This is a genomic window from Sporosarcina sp. SG10008 (assembly GCF_044569405.1).
GTDB classification, from domain to species: Bacteria; Bacillota; Bacilli; order Bacillales_A; family Planococcaceae; genus Sporosarcina; species Sporosarcina psychrophila.
This window is the reverse complement of sequence record NZ_CP172607.1, coordinates 2334008-2360346: the sequence shown is the minus strand read 5'-3', so window position 1 is coordinate 2360346 and position 26339 is coordinate 2334008. Positions and strand designations below refer to the sequence as shown.

The window sequence follows — 26339 nt, the reverse complement described above, 5'->3', positions numbered from 1 at the left end:
TTTTTCTCAATGAGGTATGCCGTTTGTAAGTTCGTTTTGGGGAGGAAAATGTATGTCTGCTTCAGCAGAGGTTTCTGCCGAGATAGAAAAGCTAACAGAAATTAAGAAACACTCACATCCAATTGTGGCTGTTGTTGTTTTATTCGGAGGCATGTTTGCATTACTTGTTGCAATTGGTCTATCCATTTCATTTGGAGCTGCAGACATTAAGTTAGCAACTGTTTGGACGGCTGTGTTTCATTTTGATCCTGATCTAACACAGCATCAAATTATTCGAGAAATACGCATGCCGCGCGTTCTTGGTGCTGCAATGGTTGGATCATGTTTTGCTGTAGCTGGTGCACTTATGCAGGGGATGACTCGGAATCCACTAGCGGATTCCGGTCTTTTGGGCTTAAATGCAGGTGCTGCATTTATGCTGGCACTCTGTTTTGCTTTTTTGCCCGGCCTACCATATATGTACTTAATCATGTATTCCTTTTTAGGTGCTGGTTTAGGTGTTGGAATCGTGTATGGAGTCGGCTCGATGTCACGAGGCGGTTTGACTCCAATGCGACTTGTCCTTGCTGGGGCTGCAGTAAGCGCATTGTTAGGAGCACTTAGCGAAGGAGTTGCCCTTTATTTCCGTATTGGGCAAGATTTAGCCTTTTGGTATGCTGGCGGTGTATCGGGAACGAAATGGGTTCATCTCCAAATCATGACCCCATGGATTATCGTTGCAATGATTGGTGCACTGATTCTTTCACGTTCAATCACACTCTTAAGCCTTGGAGAAGAAGTAGCAATTGGACTAGGACAACGAACAAAGACGATTAAACTAGTTGGGATGATTATTGTGCTAATCCTAGCTGGAGCTGCTGTTTCTGTAGTAGGGGCAGTTGGTTTTGTTGGATTAATCGTTCCTCATCTTACTCGTTTTCTAGTTGGTCATGATTATCGTTGGATTATTCCTTGTTCAATTGTGCTGGGTGGTCTTTTAGTAGTTTTGGCTGATCTCGGAGCACGAATGATTAATCCTCCATATGAAACACCAATTGGCGCATTGATTGCGTTAATCGGGGTTCCGTTCTTCCTGTATCTTGCACGAAAAGGAGGAAAAGAACTATGAAAGAAAAGATTAATATGACAAAGAACCAACATCGGGCAAAGACTAAAAATCTGATGATTATCGGTGTTCTTGGATTGCTCATTGTCGTTGCTTTCATGATTAGCATGAATACCGGTTTTATTAAATTGACACCGCTTGAAGTGATCCGAACGTTGTTTGGGTTTGGAACGGAGAAGCAACACCTCATTCTATTTGAATTTCGATTACCTCGTATAGTTATTGCAGTATTGGTAGGGATGGGACTAGCAGTTTCGGGCTGTGTGCTACAAGGGATATCCCGTAATGCTTTGGCGGATCCGGGCATATTGGGGATTAACGCAGGTGCTGGGCTAGCTGTCATGCTATTTATATCATTTTTCCCATCAACTACAGCTACACCTGTCTTTTTACTTCCTGTTTTAGCGTTTTTAGGAGCAGGAATAACAGCGGTGATCATTTATTCGTTAGCTTATAAACGACATGAGGGAATTTCACCTATGCGGCTACTGCTCACGGGTGTGGCAGTAGCGGCCGGTATTAGTTCGGTCATGATTGTTTTAACACTGCGCTTAAGTCCAGAGAATTATCAATTTGTTGCTACTTGGTTAGCGGGCAGTATTTGGGGGTCAAATTGGAAATTTGTGCTGTCCTTGTTGCCCTGGATCCTCGTTTTAATACCATTTGTATTTTCGAAAGCACGTGTATTAAACGTACTAAATTTAGGAGATTTAACAGCAGCTGGCTTAGGTGCCTCGATTGAAAAAGAGCGGCGTATATTACTTGCTGCAGCTGTTGGATTAGCGGGAGCTAGCGTGTCAGTTAGTGGTGGTATCGGATTTGTAGGGCTGATTGGTCCTCATTTGGCACGTCAATTAGTCGGATCTAGACATCAATTTTTAATACCAGCTGCAGCTTTGACCGGGGGGTTGTTAGTCCTTGTTGCGGATACACTTGGTCGTTGGATACTACAGCCATCAGAGATACCAGCAGGAATTGTCGTCGCTGTTATTGGGGCACCGTACTTCCTTTACCTATTGTCACGCTTGAAAGATTGATGTATCTGAGCCATCGTCTGTGTAAAAATCCTTATGAAGTTATTGTACTCTATAGAATTGTTATTTCTTTGATAAAAAACGAATAGTAGGAGAATGAATCGATGTTAACTAATAAAAAAAGAACTGTAATCATGTCTAGTTTTCTAGCACTATCACTAACTTTAGTTGGGTGTGGCGACACTAGTGAAAATGGTGCCAAAACCAAAGATACCAAAACAGAACAGGCAGCTGAAGAGCTTTCAACGGAACGAATACTAACAGATGCAATGGGGCATGAAGTGACAATACCTGCAAAACCTGAGCGTATTATTGCTTCTTATTTAGAAGATAATTTAGTAGCACTCGATATTACGCCTCTTGCACAGTGGACAGTAAATGACGGCGCATCGATTCAAAATTATTTACAAGACTATTTAAAAGACGTACCGACAATTCCATATGACCTTCCATTTGAAGTCGTGACAAGCTTTTCTCCGGATTTACTCGTTATGAGCTCTGCGGAAGCAGTGGAGGGGGGGAAATACGAGCAGTATTCAAAAATTGCGCCTACATATGTGCTTGAAGTAGAGAATAACAGTGATTGGCGCGAAAAATTATTAAAAGTAGGTGAGATTTTCGAGAAAACGGATGAAGCAAAACAGGTATTAGAAGAATATGAGAAAAAAGCAACGGACTCAAAGAAGATTATACAGGATTCGATTGGCTCTGAATCAGCTGCAGCTGTTTGGCTCGTTAATAATACATTCTTTATAGTTAGCGAAAATGTATCCAGTGGAGCTGTCTTATACGGTGATCTTGGTCTTTCAACTCCAAATGTAGTCAAAGAAATTTCAAGCACCGCTACAGGAAATTGGTCGGAGATTTCCTTAGAACGATTAGCTGAACTAGATGCAGATCATATCTTCTTGATTAATAGTGATAAAGGAAATGGCGCAGAAATGTTACTGGATCCAGTATGGAAAAATATACCGGCCGTGAAAAATGGACATATTTATGAATATGCCGCTGAGACTAGCTGGTTATATTCAGGACCGATTGCTAATACTCAAATTATTGATGGTGTTGTAGAATCACTTACCAAGTAAAACTCGTATAGAAGAGAATATAATCAACTCCAATTTTAAACAATAACACGTTAAAATTGACGTAGTTGGCTATATTTTTTTATATGCCATTGAGAATGAAAATCGTTATCAATAAGGAGGATATCAATGTTTAAGAATAAATCTCAACTTATCTTTAGTCTATTACTCGTTATACTTACTATAATGATTGCTGCTTGTGGAAGTTCGAGCAGTCAAACATCAGATACTAAGAAAGGTACGGAAGAAGCAAAGAATGATAAGGCTGAAAGTGAACAACCAGAAACAAGAATTGTTAAAACAATTCACGGCGATATTGAAATACCGGCAAACGCAAAAAGGATTGTTGTAGATAGCTATTTACCTACACTACTTATCCTTGGAGAAAAACCTGTTGGTGCAACAAAAACAGATCTTGAGAACGTACATATACAGGATTTGATAACTGGTATTGAGAGTACCGGCGAGAGTGCTGTGGAAACAATATTGGGTTTAAATCCAGATTTGATTATTAGTGCGGATTCTGAAAAAAGCACATTTGAGAAGTTTTCCAAAATGGCACCTACTGTGATTATTCCCTACGAAACATATAGCGATGCTTACGAGGAAGTAAGAGCAATTGGGGAGATGCTAGGCAAAAGCAAAGAAGCAGAAGAATGGCTGACTTCTTTTGATGAGAAAATTCAACAACAAAGAGATAAAGTCAAGGCGGTAATGGGAGAGGGAGAAACAGTTTCTATCTTCGGCGCATTCGGTAAAGACTCGTACATCTATGGTGATGGCATTTATCGAGGCGGACAAGCAATCTACAAGCATCTTCAGTTAACTCCGCAGGAGCGTATTAAAACAGAGTTAATAGATGCTGGGGAGACATTCAAACAAGTTTCCTTTGAAGTACTGACTGATTATGCTGGTGATTATATCTTTTTCGATCAATCACATGGTGGTACGTTAGATAAAGAGGATCCTGTTTGGGAATCTGTAGATGCAGTCAAAAAGAATAATGTTTTCTATCTTGATGGAAAACGGTTTTGGCCATATGATCCGATTGCTGTGTTAGCACAAGCGGAAGAAGTAGCGGATATGCTTGTCGCTAAGAAACAGAACGAAAAATAATTCATAAAGGGTAGGCTAGTTCTGTATGGGGCTTGATGTCAGACCTAGCCTCTTAACATTTTCACCAAGTGAATAGTTGATGAAGGCCCCACACAAAAACAATAATGTAAGGAACGTGATACCTATTGCTAAAACGTTTTTTCTCTTATTATAAACCATATAAAAAACTTTTCATTTTGGACTTTTCCTGTGCAGTCATTGCCGCATTACTAGAGTTAGCTTTTCCACTAGCGGTCCATCGTGTAGTGGATGATTTATTACCAAGCTCAAACTGGACCTGGATTCTATGGGGGTGTGTCTCGTTACTTGGAATTTATATTATCAGTGCAGCTCTCCATTATGTTGTCACTTACTGGGGTCATAAGCTGGGCATTAATATAGAATCGGATATGCGAAAAGATCTCTTTACGCATGTACAGAAGTTATCGTTCCGATTTTTTGATAATAATAAAACAGGTCATTTAGTTTCTAGAATGACAAACGATTTAATGGATATTGGTGAAATCGCGCATCATGGACCGGAGGATTTCTTCATAGCACTTATGACACTCACTGGTGCATTTGCAATTATGTTCACGATAAACCCAGAATTAGCTGTACTCACTTTTATTATTGTTCCACTTATTATTAGTCTTTCTTTGTACTTCAGTAAGAAAATGTCTGTAGCATTTAGCCGCTTCTTTACGGATATTGCAGATTTTAATGCACGTGTAGAAAATAATGTGAGTGGAATGCGCGTTGTTCAAGCATTTTCCAATGAAGATCATGAAATTGCTCAATTCAATAAAAACAACGTTCGTTTTCGTGATTCAAAGTTAATCGCTTATCGTGTTATGGCTTGGAATTCATCGATTAGCTATATTCTCATGAAAATTGTCACATTGTTTGTTCTACTATGCGGAACATGGTTTGTTATCAATAAAAACATGACGTACGGAGAGTTCCTTGCCTTTATCCTACTGTCGAATGTGTTTTTAGGACCGATTCAGCAAATCAATGGTGTTATTGAAATGTATCCCAAAGGAATTGCTGGATTCAAGCGATTTACTGAAATGCTAGATACAGAGCCAGATGTAGCAGATGCTCCGGATGCAATGGATGTCGGACATTTGGAAGGAAATATAAAGTTCCAGGACGTATCGTTTGGGTATGAAGGTAAAGATAATGTGTTGGAGCATATTAATTTAACGATTCGTGCTGGAGAAACAGTAGCCCTTGTTGGACCATCAGGTGCTGGAAAAACGACGATTTGTAGTCTATTACCTCGTTTTTACGATATAAAGGAAGGTTCTTTACTGATTGATGGAATTGAAACTAGAAAAATGACCCTTGCCTCTCTCCGTGCCCAAATTGGAATTGTTCAACAAGATGTATTTCTATTTGACGGATCGATTCGAGAGAATATCGCATATGGCGATCTAGATGCTTCAGAAGAAGAGATATGGGAAGCGGCGAAAAGAGCTCAGTTGGAAGATATTATTCTTTCTCAATCAGAAGGAATGGATACGATGATAGGGGAGCGTGGTGTTAAACTTTCAGGTGGACAAAAACAGCGTCTATCTATAGCTCGAATGTTCCTGAAAAATCCATCTATCCTCATTTTGGATGAAGCTACATCAGCACTTGATACTGAAACTGAGGTCGCAATTCAACAGGCCTTAACTGAGTTATCTATTGGGCGTACAACACTTGTGATTGCACATCGATTAGCAACGATTAAAAATGCAGATCGGATAATTGTTGTGACAGAGGAAGGTATTACAGAACAAGGCAGTCATCAAGAGTTACTCGATCTAAAAGGGGCTTATAATAGACTACACGAAGCACAATTTGGTGTGTAAAAGAGAACCCAAGCTATGGAAAGAAAATGACACTCTAGCACTTTCTACAGTGTGTACCTTACTTACTTTTAAAAAAGAGTATGCATCTTATCATGCAATGGACTATAAGAAAGAGACTCTTTCTTAAATAAAAAAGACAAGACTCTGGAGAAGACATCAGCCGCCAAAATTGTATCTTTGGCGGCTTTTACACAGATTAGAAGCCCAGCTATTCTCTCGTCCGGAAAAACGTTAGCACTTTGTGTACGTATGCATTTGGAGCGCGAAGGATGAATAAATACCATACGATTATCAAAAAAATGTGTAGGGATGTGATGAACTCGCATTCCTACACATCAAGACATCTTGGTAATCGTATAGAGGTCGTTTAATCCAAAAGCGATCCAATTATACTGTACACGAAGCACCTAGTGTTGGTTCAGTTATTTACTGTTTTTGTTGGTTAATCAGCACATGTGTGATTTTATGTGAGGAAATGATTTCTATATAATTGAGATACTTAGGTATAGTCAATTGTACTGTTACTAGTTGGAAATTAAGTGATTAAGAGGGGATGTAGTGATGGCTAATCATTTATCTAAGCATAATATCTCATTATCTCATACATATTATTACCCTGTAAGCATAGCTAACTGGGAAGGTTCTTTACCTTGTATTGATGAAGAAATGACACGATTCCCTTGTATTCTCGTTATTATAAATGGAAGCGGTTTACTAGATCTTCAAGAACAGCAATACGAATTGTCACGTGGTTGTGTAATGCTATGGCATAATTCCCATGAATTGAAGGTGTCTACACAATTGTATACAAGTTTTAAGGGGACATTGATTAGCTACCGTTGCTTAACGTCTGATGGTATTCAACCGAATGTATTAAAGCATCCTGAACCTCTTCGGAACTGTTCTTTGAACATATTAAGTCTGACGGCCGAGCTAGAAAGGGCTTCGAAACAACTAAGTGAACGTAAACCGTTTCAATTTCAACAATTATTCGTTGAGCTATTAGCGGTGCTATATGATGAACTAGAGGGACAACAACAGAAAAATAACGCGTGGATGGAACAAGTTCTTCATTATGTAGACACACATTTTCATGAGGATGTGACGCGTGAGCAAATGGCAACAATCGCACAAGTAAGCCCTGAACATTTCTCGCGTGCATTTCGCAGACATACTTCTCAAACCTTCAGTGATTACCTTGCCTTGCTACGGATTCGTGCATCTCAGAATAGGCTGCTATACGATATGCCAAAACTAGAGAAATTGGCACAGGAAGTGGGCTATAAAGAAGGTGCTTATTTAAGTCGGAAATTTAAGCAATTGGTCGGTTTATCACCTACCGCCTATCATCAAAAGAAAAAACGTGTAGTTGCTCTTAATAGTAACCATACTGCATGCTTACTGGCATTAGGTATCACGCCAGAGCTAGGCGTATATTCCTCCTGGATGGAAAGTGTAAATCCAGTGAATCCCTTGCAAAAACTCTATGAATTTGGAATAAGTACATCCTCTTTTTATAACACCATTGCTTCCACTCGGCCTGATTTAATCATTGATTATTATACTGTGAAGGGGAGCAAAGAACTTCTACCGCTGGCTCCCGTGCTTGGCCTTCCTTTTATGGACATGAGCTGGAGAGAGCAATTTCGCCACATTGCTGACGTTGTAGAAAGACAACAGCAGGTAGAGGAATGGCTCGCCCATTACGATGAACAAATATGGGCCTTTAATCAGAAACTGGACCAGCAGCTTGGAAAACGGGGAACGGCAGTATTGTGGGAGATCGGTACAAGTTCTGCTTACAGCATTCATAGTAGCCATGGAAGAGGAAGCCAAATCTTGTATGAAGATATCGGCTTTCGTCCTCCAGGCTCTTTGCTTAAGCATGGTATTGAACAACGGGGGTTTGTAGAGGAAGAGATTGAAGCTATTGCAGACCACCCAGCTGACCATATCTTTATTACTGGGATACCTTCAAATCCAGGGACAAAGAAACGAATGAAGCGCTTATTTCAGTCAGAGTCTTGGCTGAAGATGGAGGCAATCAAACAAAATCGGATGTACTTAATTGAACAGCCAGATTTGTTTTATGGCTATGACCCGCTGTCCTCCCAAGCTCAGTTGCATGAGCTTATGAGGGTGCTAATATCACAATAATGAAGGGGATTAGATCATTTTAGTGCATAGACAATTCTGTCCAGACCCCTTAATATTATAAGTGATAATGATTATCATTATTAATTAAGGGGGATTTAAAGTTGTATACACAAGAAAACCATCATTGGGGGCAGAGGCTGAGGCTAATTGTTCCGTTAGTATTATTTCTAATCTTGATAGTCCTTTCCGCTTGCGGAGCGACAGAGAAAGCTTCAAATAGCGGAGCGGCCGATAAAGTGGAATCGGACCAAAATTCAGGAGCTAACACGAACAGCACTACGAAAACCATTGCTACAGTAAATGGAGAGATTGAAATTCCTGTCAAACCGCAACGTATTGTAGCAGAGGAATACCTTGGCAGTCTGATTGCCTTAGATGTTATACCAGTGGGAGCACCGGAACTGACAATTAATAACTATTATTTTGAAAATGAACTTTTGGGTGTTTCTGATACTGGAGTTTACGGAAGTCCGTCTGCTGAAAGTATTCTCGCCCTTAACCCGGATCTTATCATTACTGGAAATGGAGAGAGCTATGAGATTTTAAGCAAAATCGCTCCAACAATCGTTATTCCATATGGTGATTTGAAAAATGCTCACGAGGAACTGACCTTTTTCGGTCAACTACTTGGTAAAGAAAAGGAAGCAGAAGTTTGGCTAAATAATTATGACCAGCAAATTGCAGACGCTAAAGCTAAGGTTGATGCAGCTATCGGCAAAGATGCAAGTTTCTCGATTATGGAGGACATTGACAAATCAACATATGTATACGGTGATAATTTCGGCCGTGGCGGACAGCCAGTCTACCAAGTACTAGGACGCAAACCACCTAGCGTTATTGCCGATGAAATTATGGAGAAGCAATGGGCCGAACTCTCGGCGGAAATGTTAGAAAGTTACGCAGGTGATTATATCATTTTGACTTCCAACAGTCGAACAGTTGCCGATTTTGAAGCAGATCCTGTTTGGGGCAGCCTGCCAGCGGTCAAGAATGGTCAGCTCTATGTATGGCCAGAGGAACGTTCATGGTATTATGATCCGATTGCTGTCCTTGCTCAGACAGAAGAGCTTGTAACTTGGCTCACTAGTTTAGAAAAATAGAAAAAGGTGCTCCACAGCCTGTTGTATGGCTTAAGGAGCATCTTTTCTTTGCGATATTATTTGATTACTCAAAGTAGGTTGGCTTTATAAGGGCTTCTTTATTTTTTAACATCGAATTTGATGGATGTCTATTTAGGATTAATAAAATAAGTCACATCTGTTTATTAACTAAAAGTAACCAGTGAATAACATAATCTCCTACTAGGCGCTACTTGTATAGTTGCATTTTTCGATTGCTTCGGATTGAATGACTTCTAGCCATAGTAGGACCCCTCAGTAAATCTGTCACGAATAGTTAGTCGAAAGCGGGCCGAAAATAGTGCAGTGAAAATGAAGGTCATCAAGCCCTACTTCCTAGTATTTTATGCGAATAAATGGTTAATCATTAGACGTGAAAATAAGTTATTGTATTTTTCGATTTTGTCGTATACACTTAGTTAGTGAAAATGATTCTCATTCTCACTTGTATTGATTAACTTGAGTAAAAAAGTTATTTAGAAAAGGGGATAACCGATTGTGAAGAAAAACAAATTAATGATCATGACTGCAATGCTATTCTTGCTGGCTTCAATACTAATTGCGTGTAATAAATCAACGACAAAACCTTCAGAAACAGAGAATGAGACAGAAAAAGCAGAAGTAGAGCAACAAACCGATGAAACTCGGTCGTTCGAGACCGAAAGAGGTACCGTTGAAATCCCAACAAAGCCATTGCGAATTGTTACAGATTATTACGGAGGAGAGTTGCTTTCTGTTGACGCAAATGTCGTAGGTGTTGAGCCAACAGCTTTTGACAATCCATTTATTAAGGATTTATTAAAAGATGCCGTCGAGATTGGAACGCCAGTGAATATTGAAAAGGTATTAGAACTAAAACCTGATTTAATTGTTGTTATGTATGATGAAAATTACGAGCAACTTTCGAAAATTGCACCAACAATTCATATTCCATATGGAACGGCAACAAATATTCAAGAAACGATCAAATTGTTTGCAGATATTACCGGAAATCATGAGGAAGCGGATAAATTCATAAGCAAATTTGACCAGAAAGCAAAAGAAGGAAGGGAAAAGCTATCAGCCGTTATTGATGCAGATGCAACATTCGGTATTTATGAATTAACGGACAAAGGTGATCTTTGGATCTTTGGAGACAATGCAGGACGCGGGGGGCAAGCACTGTATAATGCGTTGGAACTTAACATGCCACATGAAAACAACAATGAAGAACAAACACTCCAGCTATCAATGGAAGTATTACCAGAGTACGCCGCAGACTATATGTTTTTGACAACCTACGATCCTGAGAAAAAAGGAGAGGCTTTAAAGAACTTGAAGGATTCGTCTGTTTGGCAAGGATTGGATGCGATGAAGAATAATCGAGTGTTTTACAACGACTTTGATACATATTACCGATACGATCCGATTGCGATTTATGAGCAAATAGACTTGTTTGTAGACATGCTGATTGAAAATCCAACGAAGTAATTTTTTTATGGTAGTGCTGCGTGAGCGTATTTTAACAATATCGTTGTGATTGTTAGTTAAGTATTGAAAACGATTCCACATTGATTTATACTGTTAAATAGTGAGAATGATTATCATTATCAAAAAGATGAGGAAAGATCATTTCAGGTAAATTTTTACGTTTAGCTAGGCGTAGAGAAGGTATTTCGCCTATAAAGAAAATTGATAATAGATATCGTGGCGACAGATTGTATTTTGGGTACTAGTTTGGCTTTCTCGCGCTGCATAATGACTAAATGAAAAAGGAGCATGGATGATGAATTCAGAACAGTTATATGATGTAACAATTATTGGTGGTGGCCCAGCGGGACTTTTTTCCGCTTTTTATAGTGGTTTAAGGGAAATGAAAACTAAGATCATCGAGTTCCAACCTTATTTGGGCGGAAAAGTGCATGTCTATCCGGAGAAAATGATTTGGGATATTGGCGGGCTCACACCGGTTACAGGAGAACGACTGATTGAACAAGTAATTCAGCAAGGATTAACTTTTGAGCCCGAGCTTGTATTAGGGGAAAAAGTAACTTCGATTAACAAAAATGAGGATGGAAATTTTGTTATTCAGACATCTACAAACCAAAAGCATTTGTCCAAAACAGTCATTTTAGCTGTTGGTGGGGGAATCTTGAAACCAACAAAATTAGAAATTGAAGGCGCAGAACGTTTTGAAGTTGCAAATTTGCATTATACAGTGAAATCTCTTGCACGTTTTAAAGGGAAAACTGTATTGATTTCCGGAGGCGGTAATGCCGCTGTTGACTGGGCGAATGAGTTGGAACCGATTGCGGAAAAAGTCTATTTAACTTACCGGAAAGATATGTTGAAAGGGCATGAGGCAGAAGTATCGAAGCTATTCAATAGTTCTGTCGAGTGCTTATTGAATACATCAATCCAAAAACTCATTGCAGCAAGTGACCACGAAACGATTGAGAAGGTGGAGTTAGTTAACGGAGAAGATGGAAATCTGATTCAGCTGTCTGTTGATGAAGTGATTATTAATCATGGCTATGATCGTGATAAAGAATTGACTTCGAATAGTGGGTTAGATATAGAAATGGCGAATGAATACAGTGTTGCAGGCAGTCCCATGAGTGAAACATCTGTACCAGGGCTCTTTGCAGCAGGAGATATTTTGAATCACGAAGGGAAGCTTCATTTAATAGCAGGGGCGTTTCAGGACGCGGCTAATGCTGTGAATAAAGCGAAACAATATATCGCGCCAGATGCTTATGGGCACGGAATGGTCTCTTCACATAATGACATCTTTAAAGAGAAAAATCGTGAATTGGTCAAACATTTGTATGCAGTGAAAAACTAACTTATTTTAATAGTGGCATACCAGCGTGTCTTTCTAACTTAGTATCGAGAAGCGTTGAATTGCAGAGGAAAAAGGAGTAACAAAAGATGAAACCAAAACTATTATTTCACACATTATTTATAATAACGCTTCTATCCTTAGCGCTGGTGGGATGTAGCGAACAAGAAACTAATAAAACAGATTCTGAAACAAAACAATCTGAAAAAGAAGCAAAATCAAGTGAAAGCAAAGAAATGAATACATCTACAAGAATCTATAAGGATGTAACCGGAAGAGAAGTAGAGATCCCCGTCAATCCACAGCGTGTTGTGACGACTCAATATTTAGATGCGATGCTTGCGCTTGGTGTGAAGCCGATTGGCGCACCAACACATGTATTGGACAATAACTATTTAGGCGAATTACAAGCTGGGGTAGAAGACCTTGGAAGTCCATTCAGCATCGAGAAAGTGCTGGAACTGGCACCGGACTTAATTATTTCAGCAGATCCTGAAGAAGTGGAGCAACTAAGTAAAATTGCGCCTACGATTGTCATTCCATGGATGTATGGAGATGTTTTCACTCAATTTAAAGAGGTAGCTAATGTCTTGGGTAAAGAGAAAGAAGCCGATGAGTGGATTGCCAGATTAGATGATAAAGCTGCTGAAGGAAGAGAAAAAATTGCTGGTAAAATAGGTAAAGATCAAGTCGTATCGATTTTTATGACATATGAGAAAGATACACTTAGACTTTATGGCGCACGAAACATTGGTCATGTCCTTTATCGATCATTACAATTAACTCCGCCTTCGTTCATTCAAGAAAAGCTGGCAAAAGACCCTGATTTTGAAGAGTTTGTTTACGAAGATATATCAATGGAGAAGTTGCCGGATTATGCAGGGGACAAAATTATCATGTTAACGTATGGGGAAGAAACACAGCAGAAGGATAGTATGCTTTCTCAAATCGAAGAAAGTTCTTTGTGGAAAAGTATTGACGCTGTAAAAAATAATGATGTCTATTATATTGGTGATGATCCGTGGTTTACATATGCTCCGATTGCAATCGAGAAATCATTAGACGAAGCAATTAAACTCTTGTCTGAGTAACGGAGATAAGAGAAGCAGGAGAGGCCAACCACTAAACTAGATGTGATATAAAAAATCTTCTGAATGCCATTTTAATTCGTAAGAAGAAAGGGAACTGTCTTTACGGTCTTTTTACAGACTTAGGAAGACAGTTCTTTTAATTAATTATAAGTAAAATGGGGAATATATATCGATGAATTGGTATTACTATACTGTATAAATTTATTCATGCGACTATTCTACATAAATTGAACTACTAATTCTATATAATGTCCAGCGAAGACGTCTACTGGGGCCAAGCTTTGTTGGGAGGATTCTTTATTACAACATCACGTCTGTTGGTTAACCATTTATTCGCATAAAAAACTGGTGAGTGGGGCTTGATGACCTTCATTTTCACTGCATTATTTTCGCCCCGCTTTCGACTATCTATTCATGACATATTTACTAAGGAGTCTTATTGTGGCTAGTAGAATGTCGCGTTCCTACACTATTCAAGTGAAAAATGCAGTTGTCGTGGCAAAACTTTCCGGAGATGATGCAGAATTACTGAAGTTGCGATCAAAATTCGAACTATTGTAGGTACCTACAGTAATAAATCATGAAAGTTTAGATAGTTACGATAGTTTCTTGCAAAGGCAACTGACACTATGGAATTTCACGTGCCGAAGATTGTAAACTATGGCACAATGGAGTTAGAAGCTAGTGAATAGTAGGGGGAATGAAAAGTGAAACCAAAAATTTATTCAACATATTCTATACCTGAACAAGTGAAAGACTATATGGCTCAGTATTGTGATATTCGTGAATGGCATGGCGATGGGCGAACTCCGAGGGATATTCTGTTAGAGGAAATTGCTGATGTTGAAGGGTTATATACTGGGGGTAGCAGTATGGTTGGAAGAATTGATGAGGAGTTACTGAATTACGCCCCTCACCTAAAAGTCATTAGTAACGTATCTGTTGGTTACAATAATTTTGATGTAGACGCTATGACTAAACGAAATGTAATTGGAACCAATACGCCATATGTATTGGATGAAACAGTTGCAGATTTAGCATTTGCCCTCATTTTATCCACAGCTAGACGTATCACTGAGTTGGATCGATTCGTCAAAGAGGGAAGCTGGAAACCGACGACAAATTATCGCGAAATCTATGGGAAAGATGTACATAGTACCACGTTAGGCATCATTGGGATGGGGCGAATTGGAGAAGCGATTGCGAGAAGAGCAAAATTCGGATTTAATATGGATGTTCTTTATTTTAATCGGAATAGAAAACCGGAAGCTGAAGTGAAGTATGGTGCGGAGTATTGCGATTTGACGTCACTGTTAACACGTGCCGACTATATTGTGTTGATGACACCTCTTACGTCTGAAACGTTCCAAATCATTGGTAAAGAGGAATTCAAATTGATGAAGAAATCTGCTGTTTTCATAAATATATCTCGCGGTCAGACTGTCGATGAACAAGCGCTTATTCATGCTTTGCAAAACGGAGAAATTCATGGAGCAGGTCTGGATGTATTCGAAAAAGAGCCTGTGGATCCAACTAATCCATTACTTCAAATGTCGAATGTCGTGACAGTCCCTCACATCGGATCTGCTACAGCGAGAACGGAAGCGGCAATGGCGATGCGAGCGGCAGAGAATTTAGTAGCTGTTTTAACGGGGAAAGAACCAATAGATCCCGTCGGAAAATAAATTTTGGGTATGTTGTGTGCAAGAGGAGCATCCTGAAAGTTCAACCCATAATGAATTTACTTTACAGAGGAACACATCATCATTTCACTTTACTGATGTTCCGAAAAAAACACTGGAAATCCATCGGCAGAACATAGATGGGTTTCCAGTGTTTTTTTAACTTAAGAAATAATCACTCGATGTATCCCTTTTCGTTTTAAGTGTCTATATAAGAAGTGAAATGGGTGGTCATAAAATCAGTATAAAGTTCCTTGAAACGTTATTAGCTCTTCACTAAACGTGTTGATCTACAAGAATGGAATTCCCATCGGGATCTTCAATTGTAAAACTCGCAGGACCTACGCTTGACTCATCTGCTTCAGTCAACATTTTAATTCCTTTTGCTTTAAGATGTTTTTGAAGGTCTCGTATATCCGTAAACGAATCGAGATTTTCGGCATTTTCATTCCAGCCTGGATTAAAAGTCAGAATGTTTTTTTCAAACATTCCTTGGAATAGTCCTATTATGCAACTTTCATTCTTCATAATAAGCCAGTTGTGGGTTATATCCCCTCCAAACACTTGAAATCCCAGGTTTTCGTAAAATGCTTTTGATTTATGAATGTCTTTTACACTTAGACTTGAAGAGAATGCTCCTAGTTTCATATTTCCTCCTCTTAACAATTTGAAAAAATTCAGATTGTAGTTTTTATGGGTAAGTAAAAATTTGCATAAGTTAATTATAAATGAGTACTTTGAAATACACAATATTCACCATATGAAGTATGGGGGCAGCTTCAACCATAACCCGGAGAGGATGAATGGTGTCAGTAACTGTTAGTGTGTATTTTTCTTCATGTTCATGGTTTTTATTTTGTGCTATATATGTTGAACAAATGAATACGGCGTATGCGCTTTATAAGGGCTTTTGGGAGGCCACTGAAAAAGCCTTAGTATTTGGAATGAATTAGGATTACCACTAATACCGCTTCGACGCTTTGTGGATGCCTCCCGCGATAAGCCAGAAAGAAGAACGCTTTCAGTCTTATCGCTCCGGCTACCACGAAGACGCGCCTTCGCTGGATGGTCTATGTGAGAAAGCGCATTTCATTAGCTGTGATGAAGTCTGCAACCCAGATTGCGGATTTCTTGACTATAATTAGTATGAAATAGTAATCACATTAAAGTCTCTCCATATACATCTCAAAATCACATTTCTCTCGATAATGAACACCCTAGCGCAGGCGCGGCAAAGGGGTTGCCGAAGCCGTAAGACATCCCCAAAGCGCCAAGCGTTCTACAATCCACACCCCGAATTACAACTCTCTTATTATTGAGCGCCACAGCAGATTCAATGGGACTCTTTAATTCAACATATATAGTTAAATTCCCGATTTCTAGAGTAGATGTACTATACCTCTGTAGTGAAAATCCAATGAATAGAGCAAATTAGATTGAAAATGTGCAAACTTTACGTAACTTGACCTTGTAATAATTCAATGACAGTATTTCGATAGATCTGTGTCTAATAGGCGTTTGTAGTGATTGCTAAATGACATGCAGGTGACAATTCGGTGTCGTGGAGGGATATGGGTTTATCTTTTGATGAATGTTCGTTAAGATACAAACTAAGCTTAAGAAATAAAGAGCGGCAGATTTGAGAGGGGTTTACATGATATGAAGATCAAAAAAGTACTAGTTCCATTTATAGCAGGTGCACTAGCATTAAGTTTAGCTGCTTGCGGTGGCGAAGATAAAGCGGCAACTGATAAAAAGCCTCAAGAAGAAACCAAACAAGAAGATACTAAGAAAGAAGATACTAATGAACCAGAAGCTACAAAAGAGCAACAAGCATCTGCAAAAGAGATGCAAGAGAAGCTAGCTGAACAGCAAGTGGACGACAAGAAGATTGTGGCTGTTGTAAATAAGGAAGAACTTAAAGGTGAGAACTATAATGCAGCGGTGACATCAATTCAAGGTCAAATGCAGGAAATGGGACAAGACCCATCGAGCAAAGAATCAGCGGAACAAGTAAAAATGCAAGCACTTGATATGCTTGTTAATCAGGCATTGATTCTTCAAAAAGCAAAGGAAGCTGAAATAAAAGCATCTGCATCTGAAATTGATAAAGAGTATTCAGTATTTGAAAAGCAATTTGGCGGCGAAAAAGAAATGAAGAAAGCGCTCAAAGCTCAAAGCATGGATGTAAAAACATTGAAAGAACAAATCGCGGATTTAATCATATCTGGAAAGTACCAAGATAAGATAGCTCCAGCGAAAAAAGTATCGGATAAAGAAATTAAGGAATACTACGATCAAGCTGCGTCTTCATCAAAAGAAGCGGGACAAGAGATGCCACCGCTTAAAGAAGTAAGTGAACAAATCCAAGAAATGATTAATCAAGAACAACAACAGAAGTTACTTGCTAAACATGTTGAAGAGCTAAAAGAAGATGCTAAAATAGAGTTAAAAATTTAACTCATTTAGGTGTAAACAAGTACTGATAAGATTCACGAACTAGGTGTATACTTCGGAAACCTTTATGAATAAAACAATAGGACATGGAATGTTTGACCTTTTGGGTTAAGCGTTTCATGTCTTTTTGAATTTTCAATAAAAATCACGTCTGAAATTCGAACTTCAATTCAATAAACATAGGAACTTCTTTTTGGGACAACCTAATGAGAAAGAAAAAGTGATAATGAGGTGATGGTTATGATAATTGAAAGGTCGTCTGAGTGGAAAGAAGGCTTTACAGAGCGACTGGAGAATCGGGAGGCATGGGATAATTGGACATTATATAGGATGAGTTATGAGGCGGTAAAAACGAACTTGATTACAGATTTTAATGGCCTTCAATCACCTAAATATTTACCCAATCTTACACCCCTAGCCCATCAATTGAAAGTGGCGGAAACGGTCATTGAAAGGATGAATGGAAAAGCGATTCTTGCAGATGAAGTGGGACTTGGTAAAACCATCGAAGCTGGTTTGATCTTGAAAGAGTATTTAATCAGAGGCCTTGTGAAGAAGGCGTTAATTTTAGTTCCAGCATCACTTGTCAATCAATGGATTGAAGAACTGAACCAAAAATTTCATATTCCAGCGATGCAATATAAAAAAAATTACGATTTAAACCATTGTACGATTGTCGTTATGAGTATAGATATGGCAAAAAGAAGCCCGCATAAAGAAAACATCTATGATCAAGAGTATGATTTAATCATCATTGATGAAGCTCATAAATTAAAGAACCACAAAACTAAAAATTATGAGTTTGTACAAAACTTAAAGAAAAAGTTTTGTTTGTTGTTGACTGCCACGCCAATTCAAAATGATGTATTTGAACTCTTCTATCTCATTTCATTACTAAAACCAGGGCACTTAGGAAATTACGAGACCTTTCAATCGTCTTTTTCCGCGAGTAAGCACAATGTGGAACACGACGATTATTTAAAAGAATTGGTTAATCAAGTGATGGTAAGAAATAGAAGGCAGGATACTGGAATTGAATGGACAAATCGTCGTGTTCAAATAATACCGATTGATTTTACTAAAGAAGAACAAGAAGTATACGATCTGATTTCAGAACTTAAAAATGTTTGTCCCGTTTTTTCGGATGCCTTCTCTATGATAACGCTGCAAAGGGAAATGTGCAGCAGTAAGGAAGCTACATGCTTAACGTTAACTAACATGCTTCAAAAATGCATTAAACCAGAAGACATTTCTTATATGGAAGGAATTATTCAAAAGTTGATGGGACTAGACATAAATTCAAAAGCAGAAAAAGCTTATGAAATTATTACTCAGGCAAATGATAAGGTTATACTCTTTACCGAATATCGAGCAAGTCAAACCTATTTGCAATGGTATTTACAGTCAAAAGGAATCACAAGCGTCCCTTTTAACGGACAATTCAACAAGAATAAACGGGAGTGGATGAAGCAGCTGTTTAAAGAACAAGCGCAGGTGCTAATTGCGACGGAATCCGGCAGTGAAGGGATTAATCTACAATTTTGTCATCACGTCATTAACTATGATTTACCTTGGAACCCCATGAAGTTAGAGCAACGCATTGGACGTGTCCATCGGTTAGGGCAAGAGCATGACGTTCATATTTATAATTTAGCCATTCAGAATACAATCGAAGACCAAATACTGGATTTACTTCATGTTAAAATTGGGGTCTTTGAACAAGTGGTGGGTGAGTTGGATGATATTTTATCTGCTTTTAAAGAGTCCATTTGAGGTGAAAGTCTTGGGGAATTGAAGGAGGAATTACATGTACCCACAACAAATTCACAGTTATTTACTGCAGTTTTTTAATGAAAACAATTGCCAAATATTAAATGACAATGATCATTATATCAACGTTCAATTAACGGTTGATATGGATAAAAAAATTATGAACAGACCATTTTATTGGAAATACTTAGAGAGTACAGATGGTGAGCCCAGTCCAGCACAACTAACTTTTATCACTGATAAAAATAGGCTTGTTGAAGACGTTAAAGGGGAAGTTATACACTTCGGTTCCCCACGGCTCAGTCAACTGTTTGAAGCAACAAAAGAGATGGGTTCATTTGTACAGATGTATGAACGGGTAGCAGATAAACTTGGAACGCAAACCATATTAACACCTTGGTTAGCTGTTAATTATAAAATATCATATTACAGCGATCAAACGAAGGAAATTCTTTATTCGTTAGGTATAAACTTAATGACGGGCCAGGTGAATGAAGGGTTTCAGGAATTGTTAAGTGCAGTGGATTTAGATACCACTATATCGGAAAACACCTTTAATTTACCTTATATTATTAAACCCATTCGTGCCCTTGAACGATTGGATGGGATAATTGATAACTTCATACAGAAAGCTGATCACACATGGGCTGAAGAAGCGAAGTTGAGATGGCGAAAGGATCGCAGGGTATTAGAATACTTCTATGAAGGGGTAGAAAATAAGCCGGATTGTTATGAGATTGAGAAAGAAGCGATGGACCAACAATACGAAGCGAGAATTAAAATTGACATCATCAATGGCGGATTATTTTATTTGAAATGAATTTGAAGTATTTCTGTGAGAAACTATCCCAAATAGGTAAGACCTTTCGCAAGTTTACTGAACATGCGAAAGGTCTTTTCTTCGATGTTGTGGATTAATTACGTTAAAATAGGTAGTAGCCATAACATTAGATGAAAATAAATGATGAGGGTGACATATGAAAGCATATATTTTAAAACTTTCCTTTGAAGACATAAAGCCGCATATCTGGAGGCGCATTATTTTACCCGCAGATGCGACATTTAACCGTTTACATGAAACAATCCAGAACGTCACAAATTTTCAAAGCACACTTGAGCCGTACCATACCTTTGGAGTGGAGATAGATGATTATTTTATCACAAATAATGAATCGATTTTAGACGAATATAAAGGGAAGACCTATTATGGTAAAACGGTCAAGCAGCCAGCGAGTATAAAAATCGATTCGTATCTTGAAAAACACAGTCATTTCATTTATAACTATGATTTTGGTGACGACTGGCGGATTCTTGTGGAGCTTGAAGAAATAGTAGAGGATTATTATTTTGGCTATCCCACATTACTTAATGGAGAAGGAACGGCGCCACCGGAGGATGTTGGCGGCCCCCCAGGATATGAAGCTTTTCTAGAAGTGTATCAAGATTCGACACATCCAGATTATTTATCCACATATGCATGGGCGGAGGAGCAGTTCTACTTACCTTTGGACATTGCTTGGCTGAATGATCGTTTAAAATATGTGAAATACAAAAAGACAGAATGGCAATATATCGATCATGAAAATTATCATGTGCTATCTGATAAATATCGCGGTGCAAAGTCGGTAGATCCTGACTTACTGCCTAACAAAAACCTTATCGTCCAGTATGCTATAGCATGTACTAATTTATATGGATTGATTGAGTATCCAAAGTTTTTGGAGATTTATAATTCTCAAAATGAGCCAGCTGTATCGAGTAGTGAGCTACAGGCACTGTTAGCAGATACTCATGCCGCAAAACAGCTAGCGAAAGAAAGTGTGTTTACACATAAGAGAGCATTGATCCATGAAGCCATTGAATATGTCGAGAATTATTCTGCGTTTTTAGAAGGAACCATAGGAAAGCCATTTTATGTACCTGTAAAAGAAGAGCTATTGCGCTACGCAGATGATTTATATTATGAAAAGACAAGCCATCAAGAAAAGCTTGGAAATATGCTTGCGAAAGACTTTTTTGGTGGTAGTACGCTCATAATTAAAGATGAAATTGATGAATTGGTCGGTCAATTACAAGGTGTGCACGTTAATTTCCAAGGAATAGTGCAGAATTTTTTAGGGCGTTTTAAATGTAAAGATATGAAGCAAATGAATGAATATATGCAAGTTATCACCATGATTGCGAACACCACGCGCATTTGGGAAAATAGAGGTCATACACCTCATGAACTTGCACAAATGGGGAAACACCATTTAATGCCGCTACCTAGCACCCCATTTAGCGTAATTGAGGGTGGGAGAACGGGCCGGAATGAACCTTGCCCATGTGGCAGTGGGAAAAAACATAAAAAGTGTTGCGGAAAATAAAGCACAACTAAAACCGGTTGTTACTTGGAGGAAGCAATTTGTATGATCCCACAATTTTTGAAAATCTAAAAGTAGCATTTGAAAATCAGGTGTATGATTTAGATAATGTAGATCGAAAAATCATGATTACTAACCGGGTCGACCGAATGGATTTTGCCATTATGGCTCGAGATTTTGCTATTCAATTTACGCTAGCAGAGCAACCCCATGTGACAGCAGAGATTGTGTTACAGGCATCCGTAAAAGATTTGGCAGGGGAGATTTTAGAGCTGCCTAGTAAAAATCTAGGTTGTTTTATATTAGTACGCTTTAACAAACGTGTTCAAAATGTAGTCGTACAATGCAAGCGAATTGAGCAAGCACTAAATGTCATTTGGGAAACTGACATTCAGTTAACGCAAACAGTAAGCTTCGTGTATGAACAAGAAGCGTCAAGTTACCAGAACCTTATTGAAGTGAAATTCAAATCTAAAATTAACGAGGAACATATGGGTGACATTGCAGAATTTCTAGATCATGTGTTGGAATCGTTGGAAGTCTTAAATGATATAGAAGCATAATGTCGGGCTCCGCTTTGCTGGAAGGAAATCCACTAGCTAATTTCAGCATATAGTGCAAGGACAACAATTGAATTTGAACAGGAGGGATTGCGTTTTACGGGAATCGTACATTGTTGGACTTGAAGACAGGAGATGTAAACGGAGACGGTATTCTAGACACGGTTTATTTATATGGTCAAGTCGCCGGACCACCGGGTATCTTTGCTGACAATATTACACTTATTATTCAAGATGGCAAGTCTTATAAAAGTACAACCGTACATCTCAAAAACAACGCGGGATATAATGCACGGTTGTTCCTTGGCGATTTTGACAACGATCTTGTACCTGACATAATGGTAAGTATTGATACGGGTGGGAGTGGGGGATATGGCATCTTTTATATCTATTCCTTTAGAAATAACAGTTTACATGAACTGTTTAATGTCGATAGCTACAATGAAAAATACACATTCCAAGTAAATTATGAGGATTTCTATAAAGTGGGTGTTGAAAGTTCTCGGCAAAACCTACTGTTCACCATAGATATCAGCAACAAAGGCCATGATTATTTAGCACAGTATTACGATGATAATGGACTACTAAAAAATCCGTTAAAAGGTGAAGTACTTGCCTTAGGAGCTTTACATCCAATCATTACAACTAACGAAAGTTACAATTATGATTTATTGGCCCTACAGCGCATTATTGGACCAACAAATGCAGATACATTAGGATATGTTGAAAACCTTTTGACATGGAAAGACACTCAATTAATTTCTAATCGGTTGGCTGTTTCTATACCAAGCACAAATTATTAGCACTTCCACACCTGATGATTAGTGAATAACATGATTACCTATTTAGGCGGTACGTGTATACTCTTTGCTACTAGTAAGCAAGGAACGCATTGTATAACGTGCAAGAGTGCCCAAAATTGCATCTTCGGGCATTTACAATCCCTATAGAAAGTTGTCTATTCTATATTTCAAACAAAACTGTATTTTCCACACCTGATTGGTTTAGTGAATAAGTACCGTATTTAGAATAGAAAACACCTGAAATCCATTGACCAAACGTCGGTGGAATTCAGGTGTTATTTTTTTGTGGACCAAACTAATATAATTAAAATCAACTAAAGAGTAATAGTGAATCTATTTTATGTTTTCACCGATACAATAAATAACTTAATTTGTATATCGATTATTAGCATACTGGAACAGAACTAGGAATAGTATTGGTAGAGTATTATGGAGGTGGAGTAGATTGGAGACAAAATTGAAAAGCTTATTATCGAATGCTGTTTTCTGGAATATATTCAAGTGGATTCACTCCCTACGTAAGATAGGACAATCCATAAGAGGTCTGCTCGTCGGGAATCGAGATTTGCTAACAGAAAGATTATTAAATAGAAGTATTTTTTCTACTGAATATAATTCATAGAGATTTCACTTCTAGGCTTTAGTGCTATTGTATTGTCTACTAAATTTACGCTGGAAGGGGAATCGAATGTCAGAATTTCATCAACAATCATCAGTTGAAGTCATGGAGATGTTGGACGTGACAAATCAAGGATTGAGCGATTATGACGTCCAAAATAGGCAAGAAGTATACGGTTATAATGAATTGCTGGAAGGAAAAAGGACAAGTACATTCTCCGTTTTCTTTGGACAGTTTAAAGATTTATTAGTCATTATATTATTGATTGCCGCTTTCATTTCATTTCTATTAGGTGAAGTAGAAAGCACGATTGTGATTATGATTGTCGTTATTTTAAACGCAATCCTGGGCACTGTGCAGCATGTGAAGGCAGAACAGTCTTTGGATAATCTGAAAGCTTTGACCTCTCCAGTTGCAAAAGTGATGCGAGATAAACAGATAGTAGAGATTTCTTCAGAAGATATAGTAGTTGGAGATCTTCTCTATTTAGAGGCTGGTGACTATATAAGTGCTGATGGCAGATTAGCAGAAAGCCATAATTTGCATATTAATGAAAGTTCGCTAACAGGTGAATCATTGGCTGTTGCGAAAAGTACTGCGCCCATCAAAGAAGATCGTGTAACGATTGGCGATAAAAAGAATATGGTGTTCACTGGAAGCTTTGTCACCAATGGACGTGGTACCGTCATTGTTACATCCATTGGTATGGAAACGGAAATCGGGAAAATCGCAAATTTACTGGATACTGCGAAAGAGAAGAAAACACCTTTACAAGTAAATTTAGATCGTTTTGGGGAAAAATTAGCTTTAGGAATTACGATGATCTGTTTAGCCATTTTCATTATTGATCTTTTTCGAGGACGCGAGTTAGTAGACTCGTTTATGTTTGCTGTTTCGCTGGCGGTTGCAGCAATTCCGGAAGCGTTAAGTTCGATTATTACCATTGTGCTGGCATTTGGGACACAAAAAATGGCGAAGGAAAATGCCATTATACGTAAACTCTATGCTGTTGAAAGTCTGGGAAGTATTTCCGTTATTTGTTCAGATAAAACGGGAACATTAACGGAAAACAAAATGAGTGTTCAACAAGTATATATTGATCAAAAAGTCATTTCGCATGATGAACTACATACAGAAAATGCGATTGAGAAAAATCTTATCTTAAAGGCACTATTGTGTAATGACGCCTTGGAAAGAGATGGTAAAGAAATTGGTGATCCAACTGAAATTGCACTTGTGAAATTGGGGAAGCAGTACAATCTTGACGAATTAATCGTAAGAAATCACTATCCAAGGCTGGCCGAAATACCTTTTGATTCAGACAGAAAGCTAATGAGTACAGTACATCAGTTCAATCAGCGCTATACTTTGATTACAAAGGGAGCAATAGATGTTCTTCTATCCAAAATTGCGAAAATTGAAACCTCAGAAGGTGTACTTTATATTACGGATGAACATCGTAATAAAATTGAAGAAGTGAATCGTGACTTTTCTATGAATGGTTTAAGAGTACTTGCAATTGCTTACAAAGAGATATCGAAAAATCAACTAATCGATGTCGAAGTCGAAAAAAATTTAATTTTTGTCGGATTAATAGCGATGATGGATCCTCCGAGAAAAGAGTCAAAATCAGCGGTTGAAAGCTGTATAAAAGCAGGTATTAAACCAGTTATGATTACAGGTGACCATAAAATAACAGCAACTGCTATAGCCAAACAAATTGGTATTTTAAACGATCCATCAGAAGCGATCGAAGGACATGAAATTGAAGGATTAACTGATCAACAACTACAAGAAAAGGTTCAAGATTTCTCTGTCTATGCCCGTGTAACACCAGAGCATAAAATTCGCATCGTTAAAGCTTGGCAGGAAAAAGGAAATGTAGTTGCGATGACGGGAGATGGTGTCAATGATGGTCCTGCCTTAAAACAAGCCGATATCGGTGTGGCGATGGGGATAACCGGTACTGAGGTAGCGAAAGATGCATCCTCTATGATCTTAACGGATGATAATTTTTCAACGATTGTCAAAGCTATTTCGAATGGAAGAAGCCTCTATACGAATATTAAAAACGCCATTCTATTTTTATTATCAGGGAATGCAGGTGCTATTTTTGTTGTTTTATATGCAACAGTATTAGGTTTACCCGTCCCTTTTGCACCCGTGCATCTATTATTTATTAACTTACTTACCGATAGTTTGCCGGCAATTGCAATAGGTTTAGAGCCGCATAATAAAAACACAATGAAGGACAAGCCAAGAGATATTAACACTCCATTATTAAATAAAACATTTACGACTCAAGTGATACTCGAAGGCTTATTAATTGCTATAGCTACGATCATTGCTTTTCGAATAGGGTTGTCAACGGGGGATACGCAAACAGCAAGCACAATGGCATTTGCAACATTATGTTTGTCAAGATTAGTACATGGCTTCAATTCTAGATCTAAAGAATCGATCTTCACAATAGGTGTGTTTTCGAATCTCTATACTTGGCTAGCATTTTTAATAGGTTTTATATGTTTACATTTAGTGTTATTTGTTCCATCGCTTACGGGTGTGTTTGAAGTCGCAACATTAAGTGGGATACAATTAGGTTATATTTATTGCTTGTCCTGTATGCCGTTTCTAGTAAATCAGTGGTATAAAGTATTATTCGTGAGAAGTAAATAATGCTAATATAAACTGGCTCCAGTTATATGAGTGTCAGAAAC

At 38.3% G+C, this 26339-nt stretch carries 19 protein-coding genes; 18 read left to right on the top strand and 1 reads right to left on the bottom strand.

Going from position 1 to position 26339, the window contains the following annotated elements; genetic code table 11:
• Positions 1–52: 52 nt before the first annotated feature.
• The 11 genes from ACGLYD_RS11375 to ACGLYD_RS11325 all read left to right on the top strand — a co-directional run bounded on the left by ACGLYD_RS11375 (position 53) and on the right by ACGLYD_RS11325 (position 15053).
• Positions 53–1108 (top strand): iron ABC transporter permease, encoded by a 1056-nt coding sequence (locus ACGLYD_RS11375; protein ID WP_067210820.1) that lies wholly within the window; start codon positions 53–55, stop codon positions 1106–1108.
• 14 nt (positions 1109–1122) lie between these two features.
• Entirely contained in the window at positions 1123–2142 is a 1020-nt protein-coding gene (locus ACGLYD_RS11370; RefSeq protein WP_370570007.1) for a FecCD family ABC transporter permease, read from the top strand.
• Positions 2143–2243: 101 nt separating this feature from the next.
• Positions 2244–3227, top strand: coding sequence for an iron-hydroxamate ABC transporter substrate-binding protein (locus tag ACGLYD_RS11365; RefSeq protein WP_067210817.1), 984 nt, complete (start codon positions 2244–2246; stop codon positions 3225–3227).
• A 126-nt stretch (positions 3228–3353) separates the two neighbouring features.
• Positions 3354–4340 (top strand): ABC transporter substrate-binding protein, encoded by a 987-nt coding sequence (locus ACGLYD_RS11360; protein WP_399627880.1) that lies wholly within the window; start codon positions 3354–3356, stop codon positions 4338–4340.
• Positions 4341–4465: 125 nt separating this feature from the next.
• Positions 4466–6181 carry an ABC transporter ATP-binding protein gene (locus ACGLYD_RS11355; protein WP_399627877.1) on the top strand — a complete coding sequence of 572 codons (1716 nt, stop codon included), beginning with the start codon at positions 4466–4468 and terminating at the stop codon, positions 6179–6181.
• Positions 6182–6742: 561 nt separating this feature from the next.
• Entirely contained in the window at positions 6743–8338 is a 1596-nt protein-coding gene (locus ACGLYD_RS11350) for an ABC transporter substrate-binding protein (protein ID WP_399633060.1), read from the top strand.
• Between the two features lie 101 nt (positions 8339–8439).
• The gene (locus ACGLYD_RS11345) at positions 8440–9438 is read left to right on the top strand and encodes an ABC transporter substrate-binding protein (RefSeq protein WP_399633057.1); all 999 of its coding nucleotides are present in this window, start codon (positions 8440–8442) and stop codon (positions 9436–9438) included.
• 516 nt (positions 9439–9954) lie between these two features.
• Positions 9955–10926, top strand: coding sequence for an ABC transporter substrate-binding protein (locus ACGLYD_RS11340; RefSeq protein ID WP_399633055.1), 972 nt, complete (start codon positions 9955–9957; stop codon positions 10924–10926).
• Between the two features lie 295 nt (positions 10927–11221).
• The gene (locus ACGLYD_RS11335; RefSeq protein WP_399633052.1) at positions 11222–12280 is read left to right on the top strand and encodes an NAD(P)/FAD-dependent oxidoreductase; all 1059 of its coding nucleotides are present in this window, start codon (positions 11222–11224) and stop codon (positions 12278–12280) included.
• An 86-nt stretch (positions 12281–12366) separates the two neighbouring features.
• A complete protein-coding gene (locus ACGLYD_RS11330; RefSeq protein ID WP_399633049.1) occupies positions 12367–13368 on the top strand; it encodes an ABC transporter substrate-binding protein in 1002 nt (333 codons plus the stop codon).
• A 761-nt stretch (positions 13369–14129) separates the two neighbouring features.
• A complete protein-coding gene (locus ACGLYD_RS11325; RefSeq protein WP_399633200.1) occupies positions 14130–15053 on the top strand; it encodes a 2-hydroxyacid dehydrogenase in 924 nt (307 codons plus the stop codon).
• 273 nt (positions 15054–15326) lie between these two features.
• Here ACGLYD_RS11325 and ACGLYD_RS11320 read toward each other — a convergent pair whose 3' ends face one another.
• Positions 15327–15698: a VOC family protein gene (locus ACGLYD_RS11320; protein WP_067210794.1), complete on the bottom strand. Its 372-nt coding sequence runs from the start codon at positions 15696–15698 to the stop codon at positions 15327–15329.
• A 1011-nt stretch (positions 15699–16709) separates the two neighbouring features.
• Here ACGLYD_RS11320 and ACGLYD_RS11315 point away from each other — a divergent pair.
• From ACGLYD_RS11315 to ACGLYD_RS11285, 7 genes are all read left to right on the top strand, one after another.
• Positions 16710–17510: a SurA N-terminal domain-containing protein gene (locus ACGLYD_RS11315; protein ID WP_399633046.1), complete on the top strand. Its 801-nt coding sequence runs from the start codon at positions 16710–16712 to the stop codon at positions 17508–17510.
• A gap of 237 nt (positions 17511–17747) precedes the next feature.
• Entirely contained in the window at positions 17748–19280 is a 1533-nt protein-coding gene (locus tag ACGLYD_RS11310; RefSeq protein WP_187045260.1) for a DEAD/DEAH box helicase, read from the top strand.
• 34 nt (positions 19281–19314) lie between these two features.
• The gene (locus ACGLYD_RS11305; RefSeq protein ID WP_342538644.1) at positions 19315–20097 is read left to right on the top strand and encodes a YqhG family protein; all 783 of its coding nucleotides are present in this window, start codon (positions 19315–19317) and stop codon (positions 20095–20097) included.
• Positions 20098–20254: 157 nt separating this feature from the next.
• Positions 20255–21643 (top strand): IS1096 element passenger TnpR family protein, encoded by a 1389-nt coding sequence (locus ACGLYD_RS11300; protein WP_399633041.1) that lies wholly within the window; start codon positions 20255–20257, stop codon positions 21641–21643.
• Positions 21644–21681: 38 nt separating this feature from the next.
• The gene (locus ACGLYD_RS11295) at positions 21682–22203 is read left to right on the top strand and encodes a hypothetical protein (RefSeq protein ID WP_399633039.1); all 522 of its coding nucleotides are present in this window, start codon (positions 21682–21684) and stop codon (positions 22201–22203) included.
• Positions 22204–22316: 113 nt separating this feature from the next.
• Complete coding sequence (locus tag ACGLYD_RS11290) at positions 22317–23003, top strand: VCBS repeat-containing protein (RefSeq protein WP_399633036.1); 687 nt, start codon at positions 22317–22319, stop codon at positions 23001–23003.
• A gap of 688 nt (positions 23004–23691) precedes the next feature.
• The gene (locus tag ACGLYD_RS11285) at positions 23692–26298 is read left to right on the top strand and encodes a cation-translocating P-type ATPase (protein WP_399633033.1); all 2607 of its coding nucleotides are present in this window, start codon (positions 23692–23694) and stop codon (positions 26296–26298) included.
• Positions 26299–26339: the final 41 nt, after the last annotated feature.

What these genes read in the sequence shown, in the direction of transcription:
- ACGLYD_RS11375 (WP_067210820.1), top strand. Translation starts at nt 53, where the DNA reads ATGTCTGCTTCAGCAGAGGTTTCTGCCGAGATAGAAAAGCTAACAGAA.
- ACGLYD_RS11370 (WP_370570007.1), top strand. Translation starts at nt 1,123, where the DNA reads ATGACAAAGAACCAACATCGGGCAAAGACTAAAAATCTGATGATTATC.
- ACGLYD_RS11365 (WP_067210817.1), top strand. Translation starts at nt 2,244, where the DNA reads ATGTTAACTAATAAAAAAAGAACTGTAATCATGTCTAGTTTTCTAGCA.
- ACGLYD_RS11360 (WP_399627880.1), top strand. Translation starts at nt 3,354, where the DNA reads ATGTTTAAGAATAAATCTCAACTTATCTTTAGTCTATTACTCGTTATA.
- ACGLYD_RS11350 (WP_399633060.1), top strand. Translation starts at nt 6,743, where the DNA reads ATGGCTAATCATTTATCTAAGCATAATATCTCATTATCTCATACATAT.
- ACGLYD_RS11335 (WP_399633052.1), top strand. Translation starts at nt 11,222, where the DNA reads ATGAATTCAGAACAGTTATATGATGTAACAATTATTGGTGGTGGCCCA.
- ACGLYD_RS11330 (WP_399633049.1), top strand. Translation starts at nt 12,367, where the DNA reads ATGAAACCAAAACTATTATTTCACACATTATTTATAATAACGCTTCTA.
- ACGLYD_RS11325 (WP_399633200.1), top strand. Translation starts at nt 14,130, where the DNA reads ATGGCTCAGTATTGTGATATTCGTGAATGGCATGGCGATGGGCGAACT.
- ACGLYD_RS11320 (WP_067210794.1), bottom strand. Translation starts at nt 15,698, where the DNA reads ATGAAACTAGGAGCATTCTCTTCAAGTCTAAGTGTAAAAGACATTCAT.
- ACGLYD_RS11315 (WP_399633046.1), top strand. Translation starts at nt 16,710, where the DNA reads ATGAAGATCAAAAAAGTACTAGTTCCATTTATAGCAGGTGCACTAGCA.
- ACGLYD_RS11310 (WP_187045260.1), top strand. Translation starts at nt 17,748, where the DNA reads ATGATAATTGAAAGGTCGTCTGAGTGGAAAGAAGGCTTTACAGAGCGA.
- ACGLYD_RS11305 (WP_342538644.1), top strand. Translation starts at nt 19,315, where the DNA reads ATGTACCCACAACAAATTCACAGTTATTTACTGCAGTTTTTTAATGAA.
- ACGLYD_RS11300 (WP_399633041.1), top strand. Translation starts at nt 20,255, where the DNA reads ATGAAAGCATATATTTTAAAACTTTCCTTTGAAGACATAAAGCCGCAT.
- ACGLYD_RS11285 (WP_399633033.1), top strand. Translation starts at nt 23,692, where the DNA reads ATGTCAGAATTTCATCAACAATCATCAGTTGAAGTCATGGAGATGTTG.